General features: G+C 59.5%; 19 protein-coding genes. 11 read left to right on the top strand and 8 right to left on the bottom strand.

From position 1 onward, the window contains the following. Positions 1-46: 46 nt before the first annotated feature. The 7 genes from recX to mltB form a co-directional block, all read right to left on the bottom strand. Positions 47-547 carry a recombination regulator RecX gene (recX, locus tag AB6V08_RS21300; protein WP_368544791.1) on the bottom strand — a complete coding sequence of 167 codons (501 nt, stop codon included), beginning with the start codon at positions 545-547 and terminating at the stop codon, positions 47-49. A gap of 68 nt (positions 548-615) precedes the next feature. After that, entirely contained in the window at positions 616-1,674 is a 1,059-nt protein-coding gene (gene recA / locus AB6V08_RS21295; protein ID WP_368544790.1) for a recombinase RecA, read from the bottom strand. Between the two features lie 91 nt (positions 1,675-1,765). Continuing rightward, positions 1,766-2,263, bottom strand: coding sequence for a nicotinamide-nucleotide amidase (pncC, locus tag AB6V08_RS21290; protein ID WP_368544789.1), 498 nt, complete (start codon positions 2,261-2,263; stop codon positions 1,766-1,768). A 132-nt stretch (positions 2,264-2,395) separates the two neighbouring features. Then, the gene (locus tag AB6V08_RS21285; protein ID WP_368544788.1) at positions 2,396-3,274 is read right to left on the bottom strand and encodes a metal ABC transporter substrate-binding protein; all 879 of its coding nucleotides are present in this window, start codon (positions 3,272-3,274) and stop codon (positions 2,396-2,398) included. 14 nt (positions 3,275-3,288) lie between these two features. Continuing rightward, a complete protein-coding gene (locus AB6V08_RS21280; RefSeq protein WP_368544787.1) occupies positions 3,289-4,149 on the bottom strand; it encodes a metal ABC transporter permease in 861 nt (286 codons plus the stop codon). Beyond that, on the bottom strand, positions 4,146-4,799 hold the full coding sequence (locus tag AB6V08_RS21275) for a metal ABC transporter ATP-binding protein (protein WP_368544786.1): 654 nt from the start codon (positions 4,797-4,799) through the stop codon (positions 4,146-4,148). Before AB6V08_RS21275 ends, AB6V08_RS21280 begins: the two co-directional genes overlap by 4 nt. A 260-nt stretch (positions 4,800-5,059) precedes the next feature. Continuing rightward, positions 5,060-6,160, bottom strand: a complete 1,101-nt coding sequence (mltB, locus tag AB6V08_RS21270) for a lytic murein transglycosylase B (RefSeq protein ID WP_368544785.1) — start codon at positions 6,158-6,160, stop codon at positions 5,060-5,062. A 252-nt stretch (positions 6,161-6,412) separates the two neighbouring features. On the opposite strand from mltB, the gene srlA reads away from it, so the two are divergent. From srlA to gutQ, 7 genes are all read left to right on the top strand, one after another. After that, a complete protein-coding gene (gene srlA / locus AB6V08_RS21265) occupies positions 6,413-6,976 on the top strand; it encodes a PTS glucitol/sorbitol transporter subunit IIC (RefSeq protein ID WP_368544784.1) in 564 nt (187 codons plus the stop codon). Next, positions 6,973-7,932 (top strand): PTS glucitol/sorbitol transporter subunit IIB, encoded by a 960-nt coding sequence (srlE, locus tag AB6V08_RS21260; RefSeq protein WP_368544783.1) that lies wholly within the window; start codon positions 6,973-6,975, stop codon positions 7,930-7,932. Before srlA ends, srlE begins: the two co-directional genes overlap by 4 nt. A 12-nt stretch (positions 7,933-7,944) precedes the next feature. Continuing rightward, positions 7,945-8,307, top strand: coding sequence for a PTS glucitol/sorbitol transporter subunit IIA (gene srlB, locus AB6V08_RS21255; RefSeq protein ID WP_368544782.1), 363 nt, complete (start codon positions 7,945-7,947; stop codon positions 8,305-8,307). Between the two features lie 14 nt (positions 8,308-8,321). After that, a complete protein-coding gene (gene srlD, locus AB6V08_RS21250) occupies positions 8,322-9,101 on the top strand; it encodes a sorbitol-6-phosphate dehydrogenase (RefSeq protein WP_368544781.1) in 780 nt (259 codons plus the stop codon). Between the two features lie 128 nt (positions 9,102-9,229). Next, complete coding sequence (gene gutM / locus AB6V08_RS21245) at positions 9,230-9,589, top strand: transcriptional regulator GutM (RefSeq protein WP_368544780.1); 360 nt, start codon at positions 9,230-9,232, stop codon at positions 9,587-9,589. A 63-nt stretch (positions 9,590-9,652) separates the two neighbouring features. Continuing rightward, a complete protein-coding gene (gene srlR, locus AB6V08_RS21240) occupies positions 9,653-10,426 on the top strand; it encodes a glucitol operon DNA-binding transcriptional repressor SrlR (RefSeq protein ID WP_368544779.1) in 774 nt (257 codons plus the stop codon). After that, complete coding sequence (gene gutQ / locus AB6V08_RS21235; protein WP_368544778.1) at positions 10,419-11,384, top strand: arabinose-5-phosphate isomerase GutQ; 966 nt, start codon at positions 10,419-10,421, stop codon at positions 11,382-11,384. The genes srlR and gutQ overlap by 8 nt, the downstream gene beginning before the upstream one ends. Here the strand turns inward: gutQ and norR are convergent. Then, positions 11,377-12,888: a nitric oxide reductase transcriptional regulator NorR gene (gene norR / locus AB6V08_RS21230; RefSeq protein ID WP_368544777.1), complete on the bottom strand. Its 1,512-nt coding sequence runs from the start codon at positions 12,886-12,888 to the stop codon at positions 11,377-11,379. The two genes, gutQ and norR, sit on opposite strands and share 8 nt — an antisense overlap. A 186-nt stretch (positions 12,889-13,074) precedes the next feature. On the opposite strand from norR, the gene norV reads away from it, so the two are divergent. The 4 genes from norV (at position 13,075) to nagE (ending at position 17,781) form a co-directional block, all read left to right on the top strand. After that, positions 13,075-14,523 carry an anaerobic nitric oxide reductase flavorubredoxin gene (gene norV / locus AB6V08_RS21225; RefSeq protein ID WP_368544776.1) on the top strand — a complete coding sequence of 483 codons (1,449 nt, stop codon included), beginning with the start codon at positions 13,075-13,077 and terminating at the stop codon, positions 14,521-14,523. Next, complete coding sequence (norW, locus tag AB6V08_RS21220; protein ID WP_368544775.1) at positions 14,520-15,653, top strand: NADH:flavorubredoxin reductase NorW; 1,134 nt, start codon at positions 14,520-14,522, stop codon at positions 15,651-15,653. Before norV ends, norW begins: the two co-directional genes overlap by 4 nt. Positions 15,654-15,897: 244 nt before the next feature. Then, positions 15,898-16,056, top strand: coding sequence for a hypothetical protein (locus AB6V08_RS21215; RefSeq protein WP_368544774.1), 159 nt, complete (start codon positions 15,898-15,900; stop codon positions 16,054-16,056). 234 nt (positions 16,057-16,290) lie between these two features. Then, positions 16,291-17,781, top strand: coding sequence for an N-acetylglucosamine-specific PTS transporter subunit IIBC (nagE, locus tag AB6V08_RS21210; protein WP_368544773.1), 1,491 nt, complete (start codon positions 16,291-16,293; stop codon positions 17,779-17,781). Positions 17,782-17,899 lie beyond the last annotated feature (118 nt).

Raw genomic sequence — 17,899 nt, 5'->3', positions numbered from 1 at the left:
GAATAAGATAAGTTTTCTTGCGGGGGAAGTAAAATCCCGGATGCGTTCAATCGGCAAAATTACGCCAGATATCCTGAATATCTTCCATCAGGTACCCGCGATAGAGCAAAAAGCGCTGGATTTTAATTTTTTCTGAAAATTCACGCGGCAAGGGCTCGCCGTACTTCCGCACCGCCTGGTCTTTCGCGCGTTCGCACCAGTCGATATCGCATTCACGCATCGCTTTTTCAGTCGATTCCCGGGCGATCCCTTTCTGGTTTAGCTCCTGGCGAATGCGTGCCGGGCCGTAGCCTTTCCGGCTGCGGCTGGCGATAAACCGCGAAACAAAGCGGTCATCGTCCAGATAGTGATGTTCATAGCACCAGGCCACCACGCGATCGTAGTCCTCCGCCGTGGCGTCTATCTCTTCCGGGCCATTTTTACTCATGACCGGCGCGGCGAGCTTGCGCCGCAACTCCTGTTCGCTGTGATCGCGCACCGCCAGAATGCGCACCGCGCGATCCAGTAAGCGTGCGTATGCGGGGCGACGAGATGTAGGTTCGGACATAAAAAACCTGCTGGTTCAGAAATGCAAAAAGGGCCGCATTCGCAGCCCTTCATTTTTAAACGAAAGAATTAAAAGTCTTCGTTGGTTTCTTCAGCATCAGCGGCGTCAACCACGAAATCCGGTTTGGAGTCCTGATTGTTCAGCAGAAGCTCACGCACTTTTTTCTCGATCTCTTTCGCCGCAGCCGGGTTATCTTTCAGCCAGGAGATAGCATTCGCTTTACCCTGACCAATCTTGTCACCGTTGTAGCTGTACCATGCGCCCGCTTTTTCGATCAGTTTCTCTTTCACGCCCAGGTCAACCAGCTCGCCGAAGAAGTTGATACCTTCGCCGTAGAGGATCTGGAATTCAGCCTGTTTAAACGGTGCAGCGATTTTGTTCTTCACCACTTTGACGCGGGTTTCGCTACCGATGACGTTATCGCCCTCTTTCACCGCACCGATACGGCGGATATCAAGACGAACAGAGGCGTAGAATTTCAGCGCGTTACCGCCGGTGGTGGTTTCCGGGTTACCGAACATCACGCCAATTTTCATACGGATCTGGTTGATGAAGATCAGCAGCGTGTTGGACTGCTTCAGGTTACCTGCCAGCTTACGCATCGCCTGGCTCATCATACGTGCCGCGAGGCCCATGTGAGAGTCACCGATTTCGCCTTCGATTTCCGCTTTTGGCGTCAGGGCCGCAACGGAGTCGACAACGATAACGTCAACCGCACCAGAGCGTGCCAGCGCGTCACAGATTTCCAGCGCCTGTTCACCGGTGTCCGGCTGAGAACACAGCAGGTTGTCGATATCAACGCCCAGCTTGCGTGCATAAATTGGGTCGAGCGCGTGTTCGGCATCGATAAACGCACAGGTTTTGCCTTCACGCTGAGCTGCGGCGATAACCTGCAGCGTCAGGGTTGTTTTACCGGAAGATTCCGGGCCGTAGATTTCTACGACGCGACCCATTGGCAGGCCGCCCGCACCCAGTGCGATATCCAGAGAAAGCGAACCGGTGGAGATAGTTTCCACGTCCATGGAACGGTCTTCACCCAGGCGCATGATGGAGCCTTTACCGAATTGCTTTTCGATTTGGCCCAGTGCTGCCGCCAGCGCTTTCTGTTTGTTCTCGTCGATAGCCATTATTACTCCTGTCATACGGTAAATACGTTTACGTACTTACTGGGGTGAATTCTGTTCTGTTGGTGCAATTATACTGTATGGTCATACAGTATCAAGTGTTTTGTAGAAATTGTTGCCAGAGCGTTTTTAACGCATATTCCGTTGCCTGACGGCGCACGCTTTCGCGATCGCCGCTAAAGCACTCCCGGCGGGTGATGCCCTCACCTTTTGAGGTCGCAAAGCCAAACCAGACGGTGCCAACGGGCTTCACGTCGCTGCCGCCGTCCGGCCCCGCGATGCCGCTTATCGAGATGGCGTAATCTGCGCGCGCCGCTTTGAGTGCGCCAATCGCCATTTCAATCACCACCGGCTCACTGACCGCACCGTGCTGCTCAAGCGTGGATTCGTGAACGCCGATCATCTGCGCTTTTGCTTCATTACTGTAGGTGACAAAGCTGCGTTCAAACCAGGCGGAACTGCCCGCAATATCCGTTATCACTTTGGCAACCCAGCCACCCGTACAGGACTCGGCGGTGGTCAGGGTCGCGCCGCGCTGCTTCAACGCCAGCCCTACCACTTCGCTAAGCTGCATCAATTCATGGTCAGTCATTTTTGCTCCCGGCTTCGGAAAAACGTGCTGCACAAGATAGCACTTTCTCGTGGGATATGGGGATGAGCTTCAGGTTTTACGAGGGCGCTTCAGAAAAAAGCCGACGCGGGCGCATCGGCCTGAATACAGCGGTTATTTCATGCTGTCCGCGAGGGTATCGACGTTATGACGGAAGGCCTTAACGTAGGTATCCGCCGCGCCGCCTTTTGCGGATAAGGCTTCAGGATAAAGCTCGCCTCCCGGCTGCGCTCCGGTGGCGCTGGCAATCTGCTTAACCAGACGCGGGTCGAGCTGGTTTTCCATAAACCAGGTCTTCACGCCGTCGGCTTTAATCTGGTTGATGATGTCCGCCACCTGCGCCGCGCTCGCTTCGCTCTCGGAGGACAGCCCCTGCGGCGCCATAAAGGTTACGCCGTAGGCGCGGCTGAAGTAGCCGAACGCGTCATGGCTGGTCAGCACTTTGCGTTTCTCCACGGGGATCTGGCTAAAGCGCGTTTTCGCCCAGCCGTCCAGTTGGGTGAGCTGCGCGATGTACGGCTTGCCCGACGCCTCCAGCGCGGCCTTGTCCTGCGGGTCGGCCTTCACCAGCCCGTTGAGAATGTTTTGGGCATACAGCGCGCCGTTTGCCGCGCTGTTCCACGCGTGCGGGTCGGTGACGGTTTTCCCGTCCTCCTCCAGCGTGTGCGTTTTCACCCCATCAGAGGCCACCACCAGCTGGCCTTTAAAACCGGAGGCTTTCACCAGCCGATCAAGCCAGCCTTCCAGCCCCAGACCGTTGACCACCACCACGTCGGCCCTGCTCAGCGCCGCGCTGTCCTTCGGTGAAGGCTCAAACGTGTGCGGGTCGCCGTCCGGCCCCACCAGCGTTGTCACCTTCACGCGATCGCCGCCAACTTCCTGGGTGATATCCCCCAGGATCGAAAAGCTGGTCACCACGTTGAGCGTTTTTGCCATGACGCCGTGCGACATCATCCCGAGCGCGAGCGCAACCATTAACCCTGTACGTTTCATTGTTTCCCCTTGCGTTAAAAAAGCGCCCGCAGGCTGCCAGCCAGCCTGCTGCGCGTGCCAAATAAAACGGAAATAAAGAACAGCGCGCTGGCGGTCAGCACGATGGACGGCCCCGCGGGCAGGCTTACCGCCCAGGAGAGGCTCAGCCCCAGCCACGCGCAGAAAATGCCGCTGATACCGGCCATCAGGAGCAGCCCCGGCAGGGTGCGAACCCAGCAGCGCGCCGCGACGGCCGGGAGCATCATCAGCCCGACGGCCATCAGCGTGCCGAGCACCTGGAAACCGGCCACCAGGTTAAGCACCAGCAGCGCGAGAAACAGCCCGTGCAGGAGGCCCGGCAGCCAGCGGGCGTTCACCTGCAGCCACGCGGTATCGAAGGCCTCGGTGACCAGTCCGCGATAGAACATCGCCAGCATGACTAACGTGAAGATGCAGACGCCCGCCACAAACAGCGCCGCGTCGTTGTCCACCGCGAGGATGGAGCCAAAAAGCAGGTGCAGCAGATCGACATTCGAGCCGCGCAGCGACACCAGCGTGACGCCCAGGGCCAGCGACCCGAGATAGAACCCGGCGAAGCTGGCGTCCTCTTTCAGCGGCGTGCGGCGGCTCACCAGCCCCGCCACCAGCGCCACGACAATCCCGGCAATGAATCCGCCGACGCTCATCGCCAGCAGCGACATGCCGCTCAAGAGATAGCCCACCGCCACGCCGGGTAAAATGGCGTGCGAGAGGGCATCGCCCATCAGGCTCATTCGCCGCAGCTGGAGGAAAACGCCCAGCGCGGTGGTGCTGACGGAAAGCGCCAGGCAGACCACCAGCGCGCGGCGCATAAAGCCGTAGTCGATAAACGGCTGGAAAAAGAGATGCCAGATCATGCCACCCTCACCCGGTCGGTTTTCCAGTGCGGGATGTCGCCGTCCAGCCGCAGCGTTTGCGGGAAGTGGCGCGCCACGCGCTCGCTGTCGTGCAGTACCGCCAGCAGCGTTTGGCCCTGCATATACATCTCCAGCATCAAATCCATCAGCACGCTGCAGGTGGATTCATCGACGCCGGTAAAGGGCTCATCGAGCATCACCAGCGGCGCCTGCTGCACCAGTACGCGGGCGAACAGCATCCGCTGAAACTGGCCGCCGGAGAGCTCATCGATGGTGGATTGCGCCAGCGTTTCCAGCCCGACGCGTTCGAGGGCGCTGGCGATGCGCAGGCGCGATTCGCGGCGAAATCCGGCAAAAAGCGAAACGCCCGGCCAGCAGCCCATGCTCACCACGTCCTGCACGGTGAGCGGGAATTGCGCTTCGAGAGCGTGTCGCTGCGCCAGCCAGCCGATGGTCGGGCGCTTGCCCTGCCAGCGAAAAGAGCCGCTGACCGGCGGGATAAACCCGGCGAGGGTTTTCAGCAGCGTGGATTTGCCGCAGCCGTTCGCGCCGATAATGGCGGTCATGCTTCCACGCTCGATAACGCCGCTAATGGTGCGCGTGACGGGATGGCGATCGTAGCCCGCGACCAGCTGATTCATCACAATCATGGCAGCGCCACCGCCCAGCGCACGGCCAGCCCGAGAAAGAAAACAAGCACCAGCGCCAGCAACAGGCGGATCGGCGCGGAAAGCGAGAAAAGGGACGTTGACATCATAGCACCATGCAAAATGTTATAACATAACAATAACCAGGCGCGATGAGGATGTAAATGGCGCGATTGAAAAGGGAGTGTGGCGAAATGTTTCTGAAAAAACCAGGATAGGCGCGGGGTGCCCTCACCCTGTGGGAGAGGGCTGAATAAGACGGCTTACTGACTAAACGGTGACGCCGCCGGGACGCGCGCCTGCGAAACCGCCAGCCCAAGCTGCCACACGGCCATCGCGTAGTGGGTGCTGTGGTTGTAGCGGGTAATAGTGTAGAAGTTCGGCATTCCGTACCAGTACTGGTAACCCGTACCGACATCCAGACGCAGCAGGCTGACCTGGTCGGCATTCCCCAGCGGCTGGGTCGGAGTCAAGCCCGCCGCCGTGAGCTGCGCCACGCTGTATTTGGTTTTGAAGCCGTTCTCCAGGCCAAATGCGTCGCCGTTGGCCTGCACCGCCACCTGTCCGCCCGGCACCCAGCCGTGGGCTTTGAAGTAGTTCGCCACGCTGCCGATAGCATCGACCGGATCCCACAGGTTGATGTGCCCGTCACCGTTAAAATCGACGGCGTACTGCTTGTAGGAGGACGGCATAAACTGGCCGTAGCCCATCGCCCCGGCAAACGAACCTTTCAGTTCGAGCGGGTCGTCCTGTTCGTTACGCGCCATCAGCAGGAAGGTTTCCAGCTCGGAAGAGAAGTACTCGGCGCGGCGCGGATAGTTAAAGGAGAGGGTCGCCAGCGCGTCCAGAATGCGGGTTTTGCCCATCACGCGGCCCCAGCGGGTTTCGACGCCGATGATCCCAACAATGATTTCCGGCGGCACGCCGTACACCTGCCACGCGCGGTTCAGGGCGTCTTCATACTGATTCCAGAACGCCACGCCGTTTTGCACGTTGTCCGGGGTAATAAACTGTTTGCGATAGCGCAGCCATGCGCCGTTTGGCCCGGTCGGCACCTGCGCGGTCGGCGCCTGCCTGTCCATCAGACGCAGCACGTAGTCCAGACGCTTCGCCTGCGAGAGGATCTCGTGAAGCTGCTGTCTGTCAAAACCGTGCTTGCTCACCATGTTATCGATGAACTTTTCCGCCGCCGGGTTGTTCGCGAAGTCGCCGCCCATCTGCATCATATTGTGCTGAGGCTCCAGCAAGAATCCCCCTGAAGGCGCGCCAGCAGTGGGCTGAGCGGGTTCAGTTTTAGGTTTGCTACTACAGGCAGAAAGCAGAATAAGCGCAGGTAACAGCGCTTTGTAACGACGCTTGAACATGGGACATCCATTTAACGAGTTCGACAAGAACCCAGTATGGTAAAGCATCCTCAACTCCTCAAGGAAGCGGTACTCGCTCCCCAACGCAAATCTGCCCTTTTTTCAGGCGAATCGATCTCCCCTCGCCAATAAACTTTCAAAATAATCCATTTTTCTTTCATTGTGAGATCTAACTAACACTTTAAAACCTTTCAAAGTGATTATTATTAGCCGCAGTTATACAAAAACAATAAGCCCCAAGAGGAGAGAAGAATGATAGAAACCATCACCCACGGCGCCGAGTGGTTCATCGGGCTGTTTCAGAAAGGCGGAGAGGTCTTTACCGACATGGTGACCGGGATCCTGCCGCTGCTGATCAGCCTGCTGGTTATCATGAACGCGCTGATCAACTTTATCGGCCAGCAGCGCATCGAGCGCTTCGCCCAGCGCTGCGCCGGAAATCCGCTGTCCCGCTACCTTGTCCTGCCCTTCATCGGGACGTTCGTTTTCTGTAACCCGATGACCTTAAGCCTCGGGCGCTTTATGCCCGAGAAGTACAAGCCGAGCTACTACGCCGCCGCCTCCTACAGCTGCCACTCGATGAACGGCCTGTTTCCGCACATCAACCCCGGCGAGCTGTTTGTTTACCTCGGGATCGCCAGCGGCCTGACCACCCTCGGCCTGCCGCTCGGCCCGCTGGCGGTGAGCTATCTGCTGGTCGGCCTGGTCACTAACTTCTTCCGCGGCTGGGTAACCGACCTCACCACCGCCATCTTCGAGAAAAAAATGGGCATTCAGCTTGAACAAAAAGTCCATCTTTCAGGAGCCACAGCATGAGCCGCATTCGTATTGAAAAAGGGACCGGAGGCTGGGGTGGCCCGCTGGAGCTGGACGCCACCGAAGGCAAAAAGATTGTCTACATCACCGCAGGCACCCGCCCGGCGATTGTCGACAGGCTGCGCGAACTCACCGGCTGGGAGGCGGTGGACGGCTTTAAAGAGGGCGAGCCGCCGGAAGCGGAAATCGGCGTCGCGGTGATCGACTGCGGCGGCACCCTGCGCTGCGGCATTTATCCCAAACGCCGTATCCCGACGGTAAACATTCACGCCACCGGCAAATCCGGCCCGCTGGCGCAGTACATCCTGGAAGACATTTACGTTTCGGGCGTCAAGGAGGAGAACATCACGCGGGTTGAGGGTACGTCCGCGCCGCAAAAGGCCGCCCCGCGTGATTACGACACCAGCAAGAAGATCACCGAGCAGAGCGACGGCCTGCTGGCGAAGGTCGGCATGGGAATGGGGTCAGCCGTTGCGGTGCTGTTCCAGTCCGGCCGCGACACCATCGACACGGTGCTGAAAACCATCCTGCCGTTTATGGCGTTCGTGTCGGCGCTGATCGGCATCATCATGGCGTCCGGCCTGGGCGACTGGATTGCCCACGGCCTCGCCCCGCTCGCCAGCCATCCGCTCGGGCTGGTGACGCTGGCGCTGATCTGCTCCTTCCCGCTGCTCTCGCCGTTCCTCGGCCCCGGCGCGGTGATTGCCCAGGTGATCGGCGTGCTGATTGGGGTGCAAATCGGCCTGGGGAATATTCCCCCGCACCTGGCCCTGCCCGCCCTGTTTGCCATTAACGCCCAGGCGGCGTGCGACTTTATCCCGGTCGGGCTGTCCCTTGCCGAAGCGCGTCAGGACACCGTGCGCGTGGGCGTGCCGTCCGTGCTGGTGAGCCGCTTCCTGACCGGCGCGCCGACGGTGCTGATTGCCTGGTTTGTCTCCGGCTTTATCTATCAATAAGAGGTTCCTGCGATGAACGTGATTTATCAGACCACCATTACCCGCATCGGCGAGAGCGCGGCGGAAGCGCTCGGCGACCAGATGCTGATCACCTTCCGCGAAGGCGCCCCGGCGGATATCGAAGAGTTTTGTTTCATTCACTGCCACGGCGAGCTGCACGGTGAGCTGAAGGCGGGCAGCCAGCTTGAGCTGGGCGAAGCGCGCTACGCGGTGACCGCCGTGGGCGATGTCGCCGAGCAGAACCTGCGCGAGCTGGGGCATATCACCCTGCGCTTCGACGGTCAGCCGCAGGCGGAATATCCCGGCACGGTTCACGTGGCGGGCCCGGTTCCGCAGGCAGTAGCCCCGGGCTGCACATTAAAATTTGTTGCGTAATTAAGGAGAATCACATGAGTCAGGTTGCCGTTGTCATTGGTGGGGGACAGACCTTAGGCGAGTTCCTCTGCCGTGGGCTTGCCGCAGAGGGTTACCGCGTGGCGGTTGTGGACATTCAGAGCGAAAAGGCCGCCCGCGTGGCGGATACCATCAACACCGAGTTTGGCGAAGGCATGGCGTATGGCTTTGGTGCCGACGCCACCAGCGAGCAGAGCGTGATGGCGCTGGCCCGCGGGGTGGATGAGATTTTTGGGCGCACCGATCTGCTGGTCTACAGCGCGGGCATTGCGAAAGCGGCGTTTATCAGCGACTTCGCGCTGGGGGATTTTGACCGCTCGCTGCAGGTGAATCTGGTGGGCTATTTCCTCTGCGCGCGGGAGTTTTCGCGCCTGATGATCCGCGACGGCGTTCAGGGGCGCATCATTCAGATCAACTCGAAGTCCGGCAAGGTGGGCAGCAAGCACAACTCCGGCTACAGCGCGGCGAAGTTCGGCGGCGTGGGGCTAACGCAGTCTCTGGCGCTGGATCTGGCCGAGTATGGCATTACCGTGCATTCGCTGATGCTGGGCAACCTGCTGAAATCACCGATGTTCCAGTCGCTGCTGCCGCAGTACGCCACCAAGCTTGGGATTAAGGCCGACGAGGTGGAGCAGTATTACATCGACAAAGTGCCGCTCAAGCGCGGGTGCGATTATCAGGACGTGCTGAACATGCTGCTGTTCTACGCCAGCCCGAAAGCCTCTTACTGCACCGGGCAGTCGATCAATGTGACCGGCGGGCAGGTGATGTTCTAATCGCGCGGTATGTTCCCCCTCACCCTAACCCTCTCCCCGGAGGGGAGAGGGAACTAGTCGGTGCAGTCTTTCCCCCTCGCCCCTTTGGGGAGAGGGCCGGGGTGAGGGGAAACATTAAAGGAGCCAACATGGTCACCGCATTAATCACCGTCGCCGCCATCGCCTGGATCTGCCAGATAGCCTTTGGCGGCTGGCAAATCCACCGCTTTAACCGCGCGTTTGACGCCCTGTGCCAGAAAGGCCGCGTGGGCGTCGGGCGCTCCGGCGGACGCTTCAAACCGCGGGTCGTCATCGCCGTTGCGCTGGATGAAAACAATAACGTCTGCGATTCCCTCCTCATGCGCGGGATAACCGTGTTCGCCCGCCCGGCGAAAATCCAGGCAATCAACGGCCTCTCCCTTAAGGAATTGCAGCCCGATGTGATCTTTCCCCATGATCCGCTCTGTCAGAATGCACTATCATTAGCGCTTAATCTGAAACATGGATAATTTCGTTGTGAACGCTATAAGCTTGCGAAATTATCATTTTGCAACCTAAGGAACAGAGCGCCTATGAAACCACGTCAGCGGCAGGCGGCCATTCTGGAGCATCTGCAAAAGCAGGGTAAATGCTCGGTCGAGGAACTGGCGCACTACTTTGACACCACCGGTACGACGATACGCAAGGACCTGGTATTGCTCGAAAACTCTGGCGCAGTCATCCGCACCTACGGCGGCGTGGTGCTTAACAAGGACGAAGCAGACCCGCCCATCGACCACAAAACGCTGATCAACACCCACCAGAAAGCGCTCATCGCCGAGGCCGCCGTGAAGTTTATCCACGACGGCGACTCCATTATCCTCGACGCGGGCAGCACGGTTTTGCAGATGATCCCGATGCTCAGCCGCTTCAATAACATCACGGTGATGACCAACAGCCTGCACATCGTCAACGCGCTGTCTGAATTTGACAGCGAGCAGACCATCCTGATGCCCGGCGGCACCTTCCGCAAAAAATCGGCCTCGTTCCACGGCCAGCTGGCGGAAAACGCCTTCGACCATTTCAGCTTCGACAAGCTGTTTATGGGCACCGACGGCATCGATCTGAACGCGGGCGTGACCACCTTCAACGAGGTGTTCAGCGTCAGTAAAGCCATGTGTAACGCCGCCCGGGAGGTGATCCTGATGGCGGACTCGTCGAAGTTTGGCCGCAAAAGCCCCAACATTGTCTGTAGCCTGGAAAGCGTCGATAAGCTGATTACCGACGCAGGCATCGATCCGGCGTTCAAAAAGGCGCTGGAAGAGAAAGGCATCGACGTTATCGTAACCGGAGAAAAAGATGAGTGATTTTCTGTTAAACGCGGGCCGCCAGACCCTGATGCTTGAGCTCCAGGAAGCCAGCCGCCTGCCGGATCGTCTGGGCGACGATTTCGTCCGCGCGGCAAACACCATTATCCAGTGCGAAGGCAAAGTGATTGTGGCGGGTATCGGGAAGTCCGGCCATATCGGCAAGAAAATTGCCGCGACGCTCGCCAGCACCGGCACCCCTGCCTTCTTTGTTCACCCGGCGGAAGCGCTGCACGGCGACCTGGGGATGATTGAAAGCCGCGACGTGATGCTGTTTATCTCCTACTCCGGCTCGGCGAAAGAGCTGGATCTGATCATCCCGCGGCTGCAGGAAAAGTCCGTCGCCCTGCTGGCGATGACCGGGAAATCCCGCTCGCCGCTGGCGCTGGCCGCCAAAGCAACGCTGGATATTTCCGTTGAGCGCGAAGCCTGCCCGATGCACCTGGCCCCGACCTCCAGCACCGTCAACACCCTGATGATGGGCGACGCGCTGGCGATGGCGGTGATGCAGGCGCGCGGCTTTAACGAAGAAGATTTTGCCCGTTCGCATCCGGCGGGCGCGCTGGGCGCACGCCTGCTCAACAAAGTGCATCACCTGATGCGCACCGACGACGCGATCCCGCAGGTCAGGCTCGACACCAGCGTGATGGACGCGATGCTGGAGCTGAGCCGCACCGGGCTGGGCCTGGTGGCGGTGTGCAACGACGGCGGGCGGGTGAAAGGCGTCTTCACCGACGGCGACCTGCGCCGCTGGCTGGTGGGTGGCGGCAGGCTGGAATCTCAGGTTGCCGATGCGATGACCCTGGGCGGGCTGACGCTGAACGCCGACAGCCGCGCCGTTGAGGCCAAAGAGGTGCTGATGAAGAGCAAAATCACCGCCGCCCCGGTGGTGGACGAAAGCGGCAAACTCTGCGGCGCCATCAACCTGCAGGACTTCTACCAGGCGGGGATTATTTAAGCCCCAGACGCTTCGCCAGCCGGTGCAGGTTGGCGACGTCGATCTCCAGCGCCCGGGCGCACGCCGCCCAGCTACGGTTGTTTTGCTCCAGCGCGCGAACGATCGTCTGCCGCTGAAACGCATCCGTGGCCTCGCGCAGGTTTTCTTTCGCGATTTCCGGCGCGCCCTGCACCACCGCGGGCGCGGATTCATCGTGCAGGGCAAAATGGCCCGCGTGGATCACCACTTCGTCCCCCGACCGCGCGGCCCGCGCCAGCACCACCGCCCGATGAATGGCGTGCTCCAGCTCGCGCACGTTGCCCGGCCAGCCGTAGCTCAGCAGGTGGGTTCTCGCCCCTGGGCTGAGCACCACGCGGGACAGCCCCATTTTCAGCCGACACTGCTCGCAGAAATAGCCCGCCAGCAGCACCACGTCGTCCCCACGCTCGCGCAGCGGCGGCACGGAGAGCGGAAACACGCTCAGGCGATGGAACAGGTCGGCGCGGAAATTCCCCGCCAGCACCTCTTCGCGCAGGTCGCGGTTGGTGGCCGCCAGCACGCGCACGTCCACACGCAGGCTGCGGTCGTCCCCCACGCGCTGAATGTCGCCATACTGCAAAACGCGCAGCAGCTTGGCCTGCAAAGAGAGCGACAGCTCGCCGATTTCATCGAGGAACAGCGTGCCGTTATCCGCCATCTCAAACTTGCCGCTGCGGTTGCTGATGGCCCCGGTAAACGCCCCTTTGACGTGGCCGAACAGCTCGCTTTCCGCCACGCTCTCCGGCAGCGCGGCGCAGTTGAGGTACACCAGCGGGTTCACCGCGCGGGGCGAAGCTTCGTGAATGGCCTTCGCCACCAGTTCCTTCCCGGTGCCGGTTTCGCCGAAAATCAGCACGTTTAAATCGGACGCGGCAACGATATCGATCTCTTTTTTGAGCTGCTCCATGCCCGGCGACAGGCCGATCATCTCGGTGTGCGTCACCGGCTCAAACGCCGCGGGGCTGCCCGGGAGAATGTTCTGGCTCTCAAGCTGCTCAATCAGCAGCGCATTGTTGAGCGCCCCGGCGGCCAGCGCCGCAATCAGGCGCAGCTCCTCGTCGCTGAAGGTGTCGAACTGATCCGGCGACATGCCGTCGAGGGTTAAGGCGCCAATCAGGTTTTGTCCGGCAAACAGCGGCAGGCCGATGCAGGCGTGCACTTTCAGGCTCTCCTGGCCGGGGATCAGGCCGTCGTAGGGATCGGGCAAATCGCTGTCCGCCGGGAAGCGCACCACGTCGCCCGCCCGGGCGATGGTTTCCAGGCGCGGATGGCCCTCCAGGGTAAAGCGCCGCCCTAGCACGTCCTGCGCCAGTCCGTCGATCGCCAGCGGAATAAACTGCCGACCTTCGTAGCGCAGCAGCGCCGAGGCGTCGCAGTCAAGCACGTGGCGCAGCGTGGAGATCAGCCGCTGAAAGCGGTCCTGATGCCCGATACCGGTTTGCAGTTCAATGGCGATTTTCGCCAGCACGTCTACGGAAAAGCTCATGTTCGCCTCGCTGTCATTTTGACAATGCATATTGTCATATTGACAGTTATTAAGATAGTCATAATGACTACCCATTAGGGGTGATAATTTTTAAAAACCTTTATTATCAACAAATTAAAAAGTTGGCACGCAACTTGATATAGCTAACGCATCTGATTTAAAAACATCGTTTAAGCTGAGGTTGCTATGTCTATTCTGGTTAAAAATAACATTCATTGGGTGGGTCAACGTGACTGGGAAGTGCGTGATTTCCACGGGACGGAATACAAAACGCTGCGCGGCAGCAGCTACAACAGCTATCTCATCCGCGAAGGAAAAAACGTGCTGATCGATACCGTCGATCACAAGTTCAGCCGCGAGTTCGTGCAGAACCTGCGCAGCGAAATCGACCTGGACACCATCGACTACATCATTATTAACCACGCGGAGGAAGACCACGCCGGCGCGCTGACCGAGCTGATGTCTTATATTCCGAACACCCCGATCTACTGCACCACCAACGCCATCGACTCAATCAACGGCCACCACCACCATCCGGAGTGGAACTTCCACACCGTCAAAACCGGTGATTCGCTGGATATCGGCAACGGCAAACAGCTGATCTTCGTTGAAACGCCGATGCTGCACTGGCCGGACAGCATGATGACCTACATGACCGGCGACGCGGTGCTGTTCAGCAACGACGCCTTCGGCCAGCACTACTGCGACGAGCGCCTGTTTAACGACGAAGTGGATCAGACCGAGCTGTTCGAACAGTGCCAGCGCTACTACGCCAACATCCTGACCCCGTTCAGCCGCCTGGTCACGCCGAAAATCACCGAGATCCTCAGCTTCAACCTGCCGGTAGACATGATTGCCACCTCTCACGGCGTGGTGTGGCGTGAAAACCCAACCCAGATCGTCGAGCTGTACCTGAAGTGGGCGGCGGACTATCAGGAAGATCGCATCACGATCTTCTACGACACCATGTCCAACAACACCCGCATGATGGCGGACGCCATCGCCCAGGGCATCAACGAAGTTGACCCGAACGTGGCGGTGAAAATCTTCAACGTGGCGCGCAGCGATAAAAACGAGATCCTGACTAACGTGTTCCGCTCGAAGGGCGTGCTGGTAGGCACCTCCACCATGAACAATGTGATGATGCCGAAAATCGCCGGGCTGGTGGAGGAGATGACCGGCCTGCGTTTTCGCAACAAGCGCGCCAGCGCCTTTGGCTCCCACGGCTGGAGCGGCGGCGCGGTTGACCGTCTGTCCACCCGTTTGCAGGACGCCGGGTTTGAGATGTCCATGAGCCTGAAGGCCAAGTGGCGCCCGGACATCGATGCGCTGGAGATTTGCCGCCAGCACGGTCGCGACATTGCCCGTCAGTGGGCGCTTGCTCCACTGCCTGACGCCACAGTAAAAACCACCGAACAGCAGGAAGCCTGCGCCTGTGCGGCCGCTGCTGCCGCCAGCCTCGGCCCACGCATGCAGTGCAGCGTGTGCCAGTGGATTTACGACCCGGAACTGGGCGAGCCGCTGCAGGATGTCGCCCCGGGCACACCGTGGAGCGACGTGCCGGACAACTTCCTGTGCCCGGAATGCTCGCTCGGTAAAGACGTGTTCGACGAACTGGCATCGGAGGCAAAATGAGCCACGGCATTGTGATTATCGGCTCGGGCTTCGCCGCCCGCCAGCTGGTCAAAAATATCCGCAAACAGGACGCGAACGTGCCGCTGACGCTTATCGCCGCCGACAGCATGGACGAGTACAACAAGCCGGATTTGAGCCACGTCGTCAGCCAGAATCAGCGCGCCGACGACCTTACCCGCCAGACGGCGGGGGCGTTCGCCGAGCAGTTTAACCTGCGGCTGTTTCCCTGGACCTGGGTGACCGACATCGACGCCGACGCCCGCGTGGTGAAGGCCAAAGACAAAAGCTGGCAATATGACAAGCTGGTGCTGGCGACGGGCGCCGCGGCGTTTGTGCCGCCGGTGGAGGGCCGCGAGCTGATGGTGACCCTGAACAGCCAGCAGGAGTATCAGGCCAGTGAAACGCTGCTGCGCGACGCGCAGCGGGTGACGATCGTCGGCGGCGGGCTGATTGGCACCGAGCTGGCGATGGACTTCAGCCGCGCGGGTAAGGCGGTGACGCTGGTTGACCATGCGGCGAGCATCCTTTCCGCATTGATGCCCGCTGAAGTAAGCAGCCGCTTACAGCATCGCCTGACCGATATGGGCGTGCATCTGCTGCTGAAATCGCAGCTGCAAAGCCTGAGCAAAACCGGGAGCGGTATCCGCGCCACGCTTGACGGGGATCGCAGCATAGAGGCTGACGTGGTGATTGCCGCCACCGGCCTGCGCCCGGAAATCGCCCTTGCCCAGCGTGCGGGGGCCGAAACAAACCGCGGCGTGAAGGTCGACAGCTATCTGCAAACCACGCGGCCGGACATTTACGCCCTGGGCGATTGCGCGGAGATCAACGGGCAGGTGCTGCCCTTCCTGCAGCCTATCCAGCTAAGCGCCCTGTATCTGGCTAAAAACCTGCTCGGCACCCGGGCGCCGCTGAAGCTGCCCGCGATGCTGGTGAAGGTGAAAACGCCGGAACTGCCGCTGCACCTGGCGGGTGAAACCCAGCGTCAGGATTTGCGCTGGCAGCTGGCGATTGAGCCGCAGGGGATGGTAGCGCGCGGCTCGGATGAGAGCGGCCAGCTACGCGCCTTTGTGGTCAGCGAAGATCGGATGAAGGAGGCCTTCGCGCTGCTGAAATCCCTGCCCGCTTAATCGTGCGCCTCTTACCACGCTTACTTAACCTTTGGATTTTATTATCCGCCGCCCCGATGTCCCGGGGCTTTTTTTTACGCATTTTATTCATAATATAAATACATAAAAGATAAATCATCGCTAACATTTCTTTGTTAATTCACTTCATCAATATTTAAATACGGAACAGCGCAAAAACCGCGCCCTGTTTTATTCCCCGTTCCCGGCCTACCCTGATGATGTATTCATTAGCCGGAGATATTCCATGACCCCTTTCAGCAAAGAACTTAACGATCTTTACGCCTGGTTCAGGCAGGTTAATAAACATGAGCGCGTTTTATTTCGCTGGCTCTACCTTAGCCCGGAAGCCCGCATGGAGCGGCTGCGCGAGCTGATGATGCCGATAAGCAACGTGAAGAAATGACGCCGGGAAACGCGGTGCTGACCCGGCCAAAAAGCGGCCTACGCGCCGTTTTTTATTACGCGAAAAGCGGAACAATTTATTTATCATTTCATTGTTTATTTAAACAATGATTCGGTTGCCGAATATAATTCAAATTTATTTATTGCGCATCACATTTTTATTCTTCGCTCGTTTACAGCCCTGGAAAAGCTGTTATTTTTCGCCGTGAATTAAGTCATACCGGAAACCAAAACTATGAACGCATTTAGCTATTTACAGCGTCTGGGTAAAGCCCTGATGCTGCCTATCGCGACGCTACCGGTCGCGGCCATATTATTGCGTCTGGGCCAGCCCGACGTGTTTAATATTCCGTTTATCGCCAGCGCGGGCGGCGGCATTTTTGACAGCCTGCCGCTGCTGTTTGCGCTGGGCATCGCCATTGGCCTGGCAAAAGACAACGCGGGCGCGGCGGCACTGGCCGGAGCGGTGGGCTTCCTGGTGCTGACCAAAGCCACGGCGGTGATCAACGCGTCGATTAACATGTCGTTTTTCGCCGGGATCATCGCAGGCGTCGTGGCGGGCCACTGCTACAACCGCTTCTCGAACACGAAGCTGCCTGACTTCCTCGCCTTCTTTGCCGGCAAGCGCCTGGTGCCGATCGTGACCGGGCTTATCTGCCTGTTCATCGCCTGGATTTGCGGCTACGTGTGGCCGTCCGTGCAGCACGGTATTGATACCTTCAGCCTGTTTGTCTCTCGCAGCGGCGAGCCGGGCTGGTTTATCTACGGCGTGCTCAACCGCGCGCTGATCCCGTTTGGCCTGCACTACATTCTGCACTCCGTCTTCTGGTTCAGCCTGGGCGACTGCCTGAAGGTAACCTACGACGCCGCCAGCGCGGTGCATAACATCTGCCTCGCGCCGGACGTGGTGAAGGGGCTGGCGGTGGGCGGCGCGGTGCCGGGCATTGACGGCTCGAGCATTACCCAGATTGCCACCGACCTGACCCGCGGCGACCTGAACCGCTTCTTCGCCGGCGATCCGCACGCGGGCGTGTACATGGCATGGGCGTATCCTATCTTCATGGGCGGCCTGCCGGGCGCGGCGCTGGCGATGTACTTCGCGGCCCCCAAAGCGCGTCGCTCCGCCGTGGGCGGGATGCTGCTCTCGGTTGCCCTGACCGCGTTCCTGACCGGGATCACCGAGCCTATCGAGTTCTCCTTCCTGTTCCTCGCCCCTGCCCTGTACGCCCTTCATGCGGTGCTGGCGGGCGTGAGCATGGTGATTGCCAACAGCCTGGGCGTGCTGCACGGTTTTGGTTTCTCCGCCGGACTGATCGACTTCGTGCTGAACTGGGGGCTGGCAACCAAACCGTGGATTCTGATCCCGCTGATTGCCCTGTTCTTCGTGATTTACTTCGCGGTGTTTACCTTCGCCATCCGCGTCTTCAAGCTGAAAACGCCGGGGCGTGAAGATGACGAAACGCTTTCCGGCGAGTCTGACGACCAGAGCGAAGCCATTGCCCGGTACATCGCCGCGCTCGGCGGGAAAGATAACCTGAAGATGGTGGATGCCTGCATCACGCGCCTGCGCTTAACGCTCGCGGATAACAGCGTGCTGGATGAGCCCGCGCTGAAGGCGCTGGGGGCCAAAGGGGTTCTGAAAATGGGCACTCAAAATGCGCAGGTGATCCTGGGGCCGCAGGCGGAGAGTATTGCGCTGAAGATCCGGGCACGGATCGATGCCTGAGGCGGAATAATGGAATGAGAGTCAGGGAGAACATACGGCTCTGGAGGTCGTTCCGTTCACCTCACGTTCCCTGCTTCTCTGTTTACCACGGTACTTGTGAACGTGTCAGGGCGGCTCA

The organism is Enterobacter soli (genome assembly GCF_964208575.1).
Taxonomy (GTDB): Bacteria; Pseudomonadota; Gammaproteobacteria; order Enterobacterales; family Enterobacteriaceae; genus Enterobacter; species Enterobacter soli_A.
Note: the sequence above shows the minus strand (reverse complement) of the source record. Positions and strands in the feature narration are given on the sequence as shown.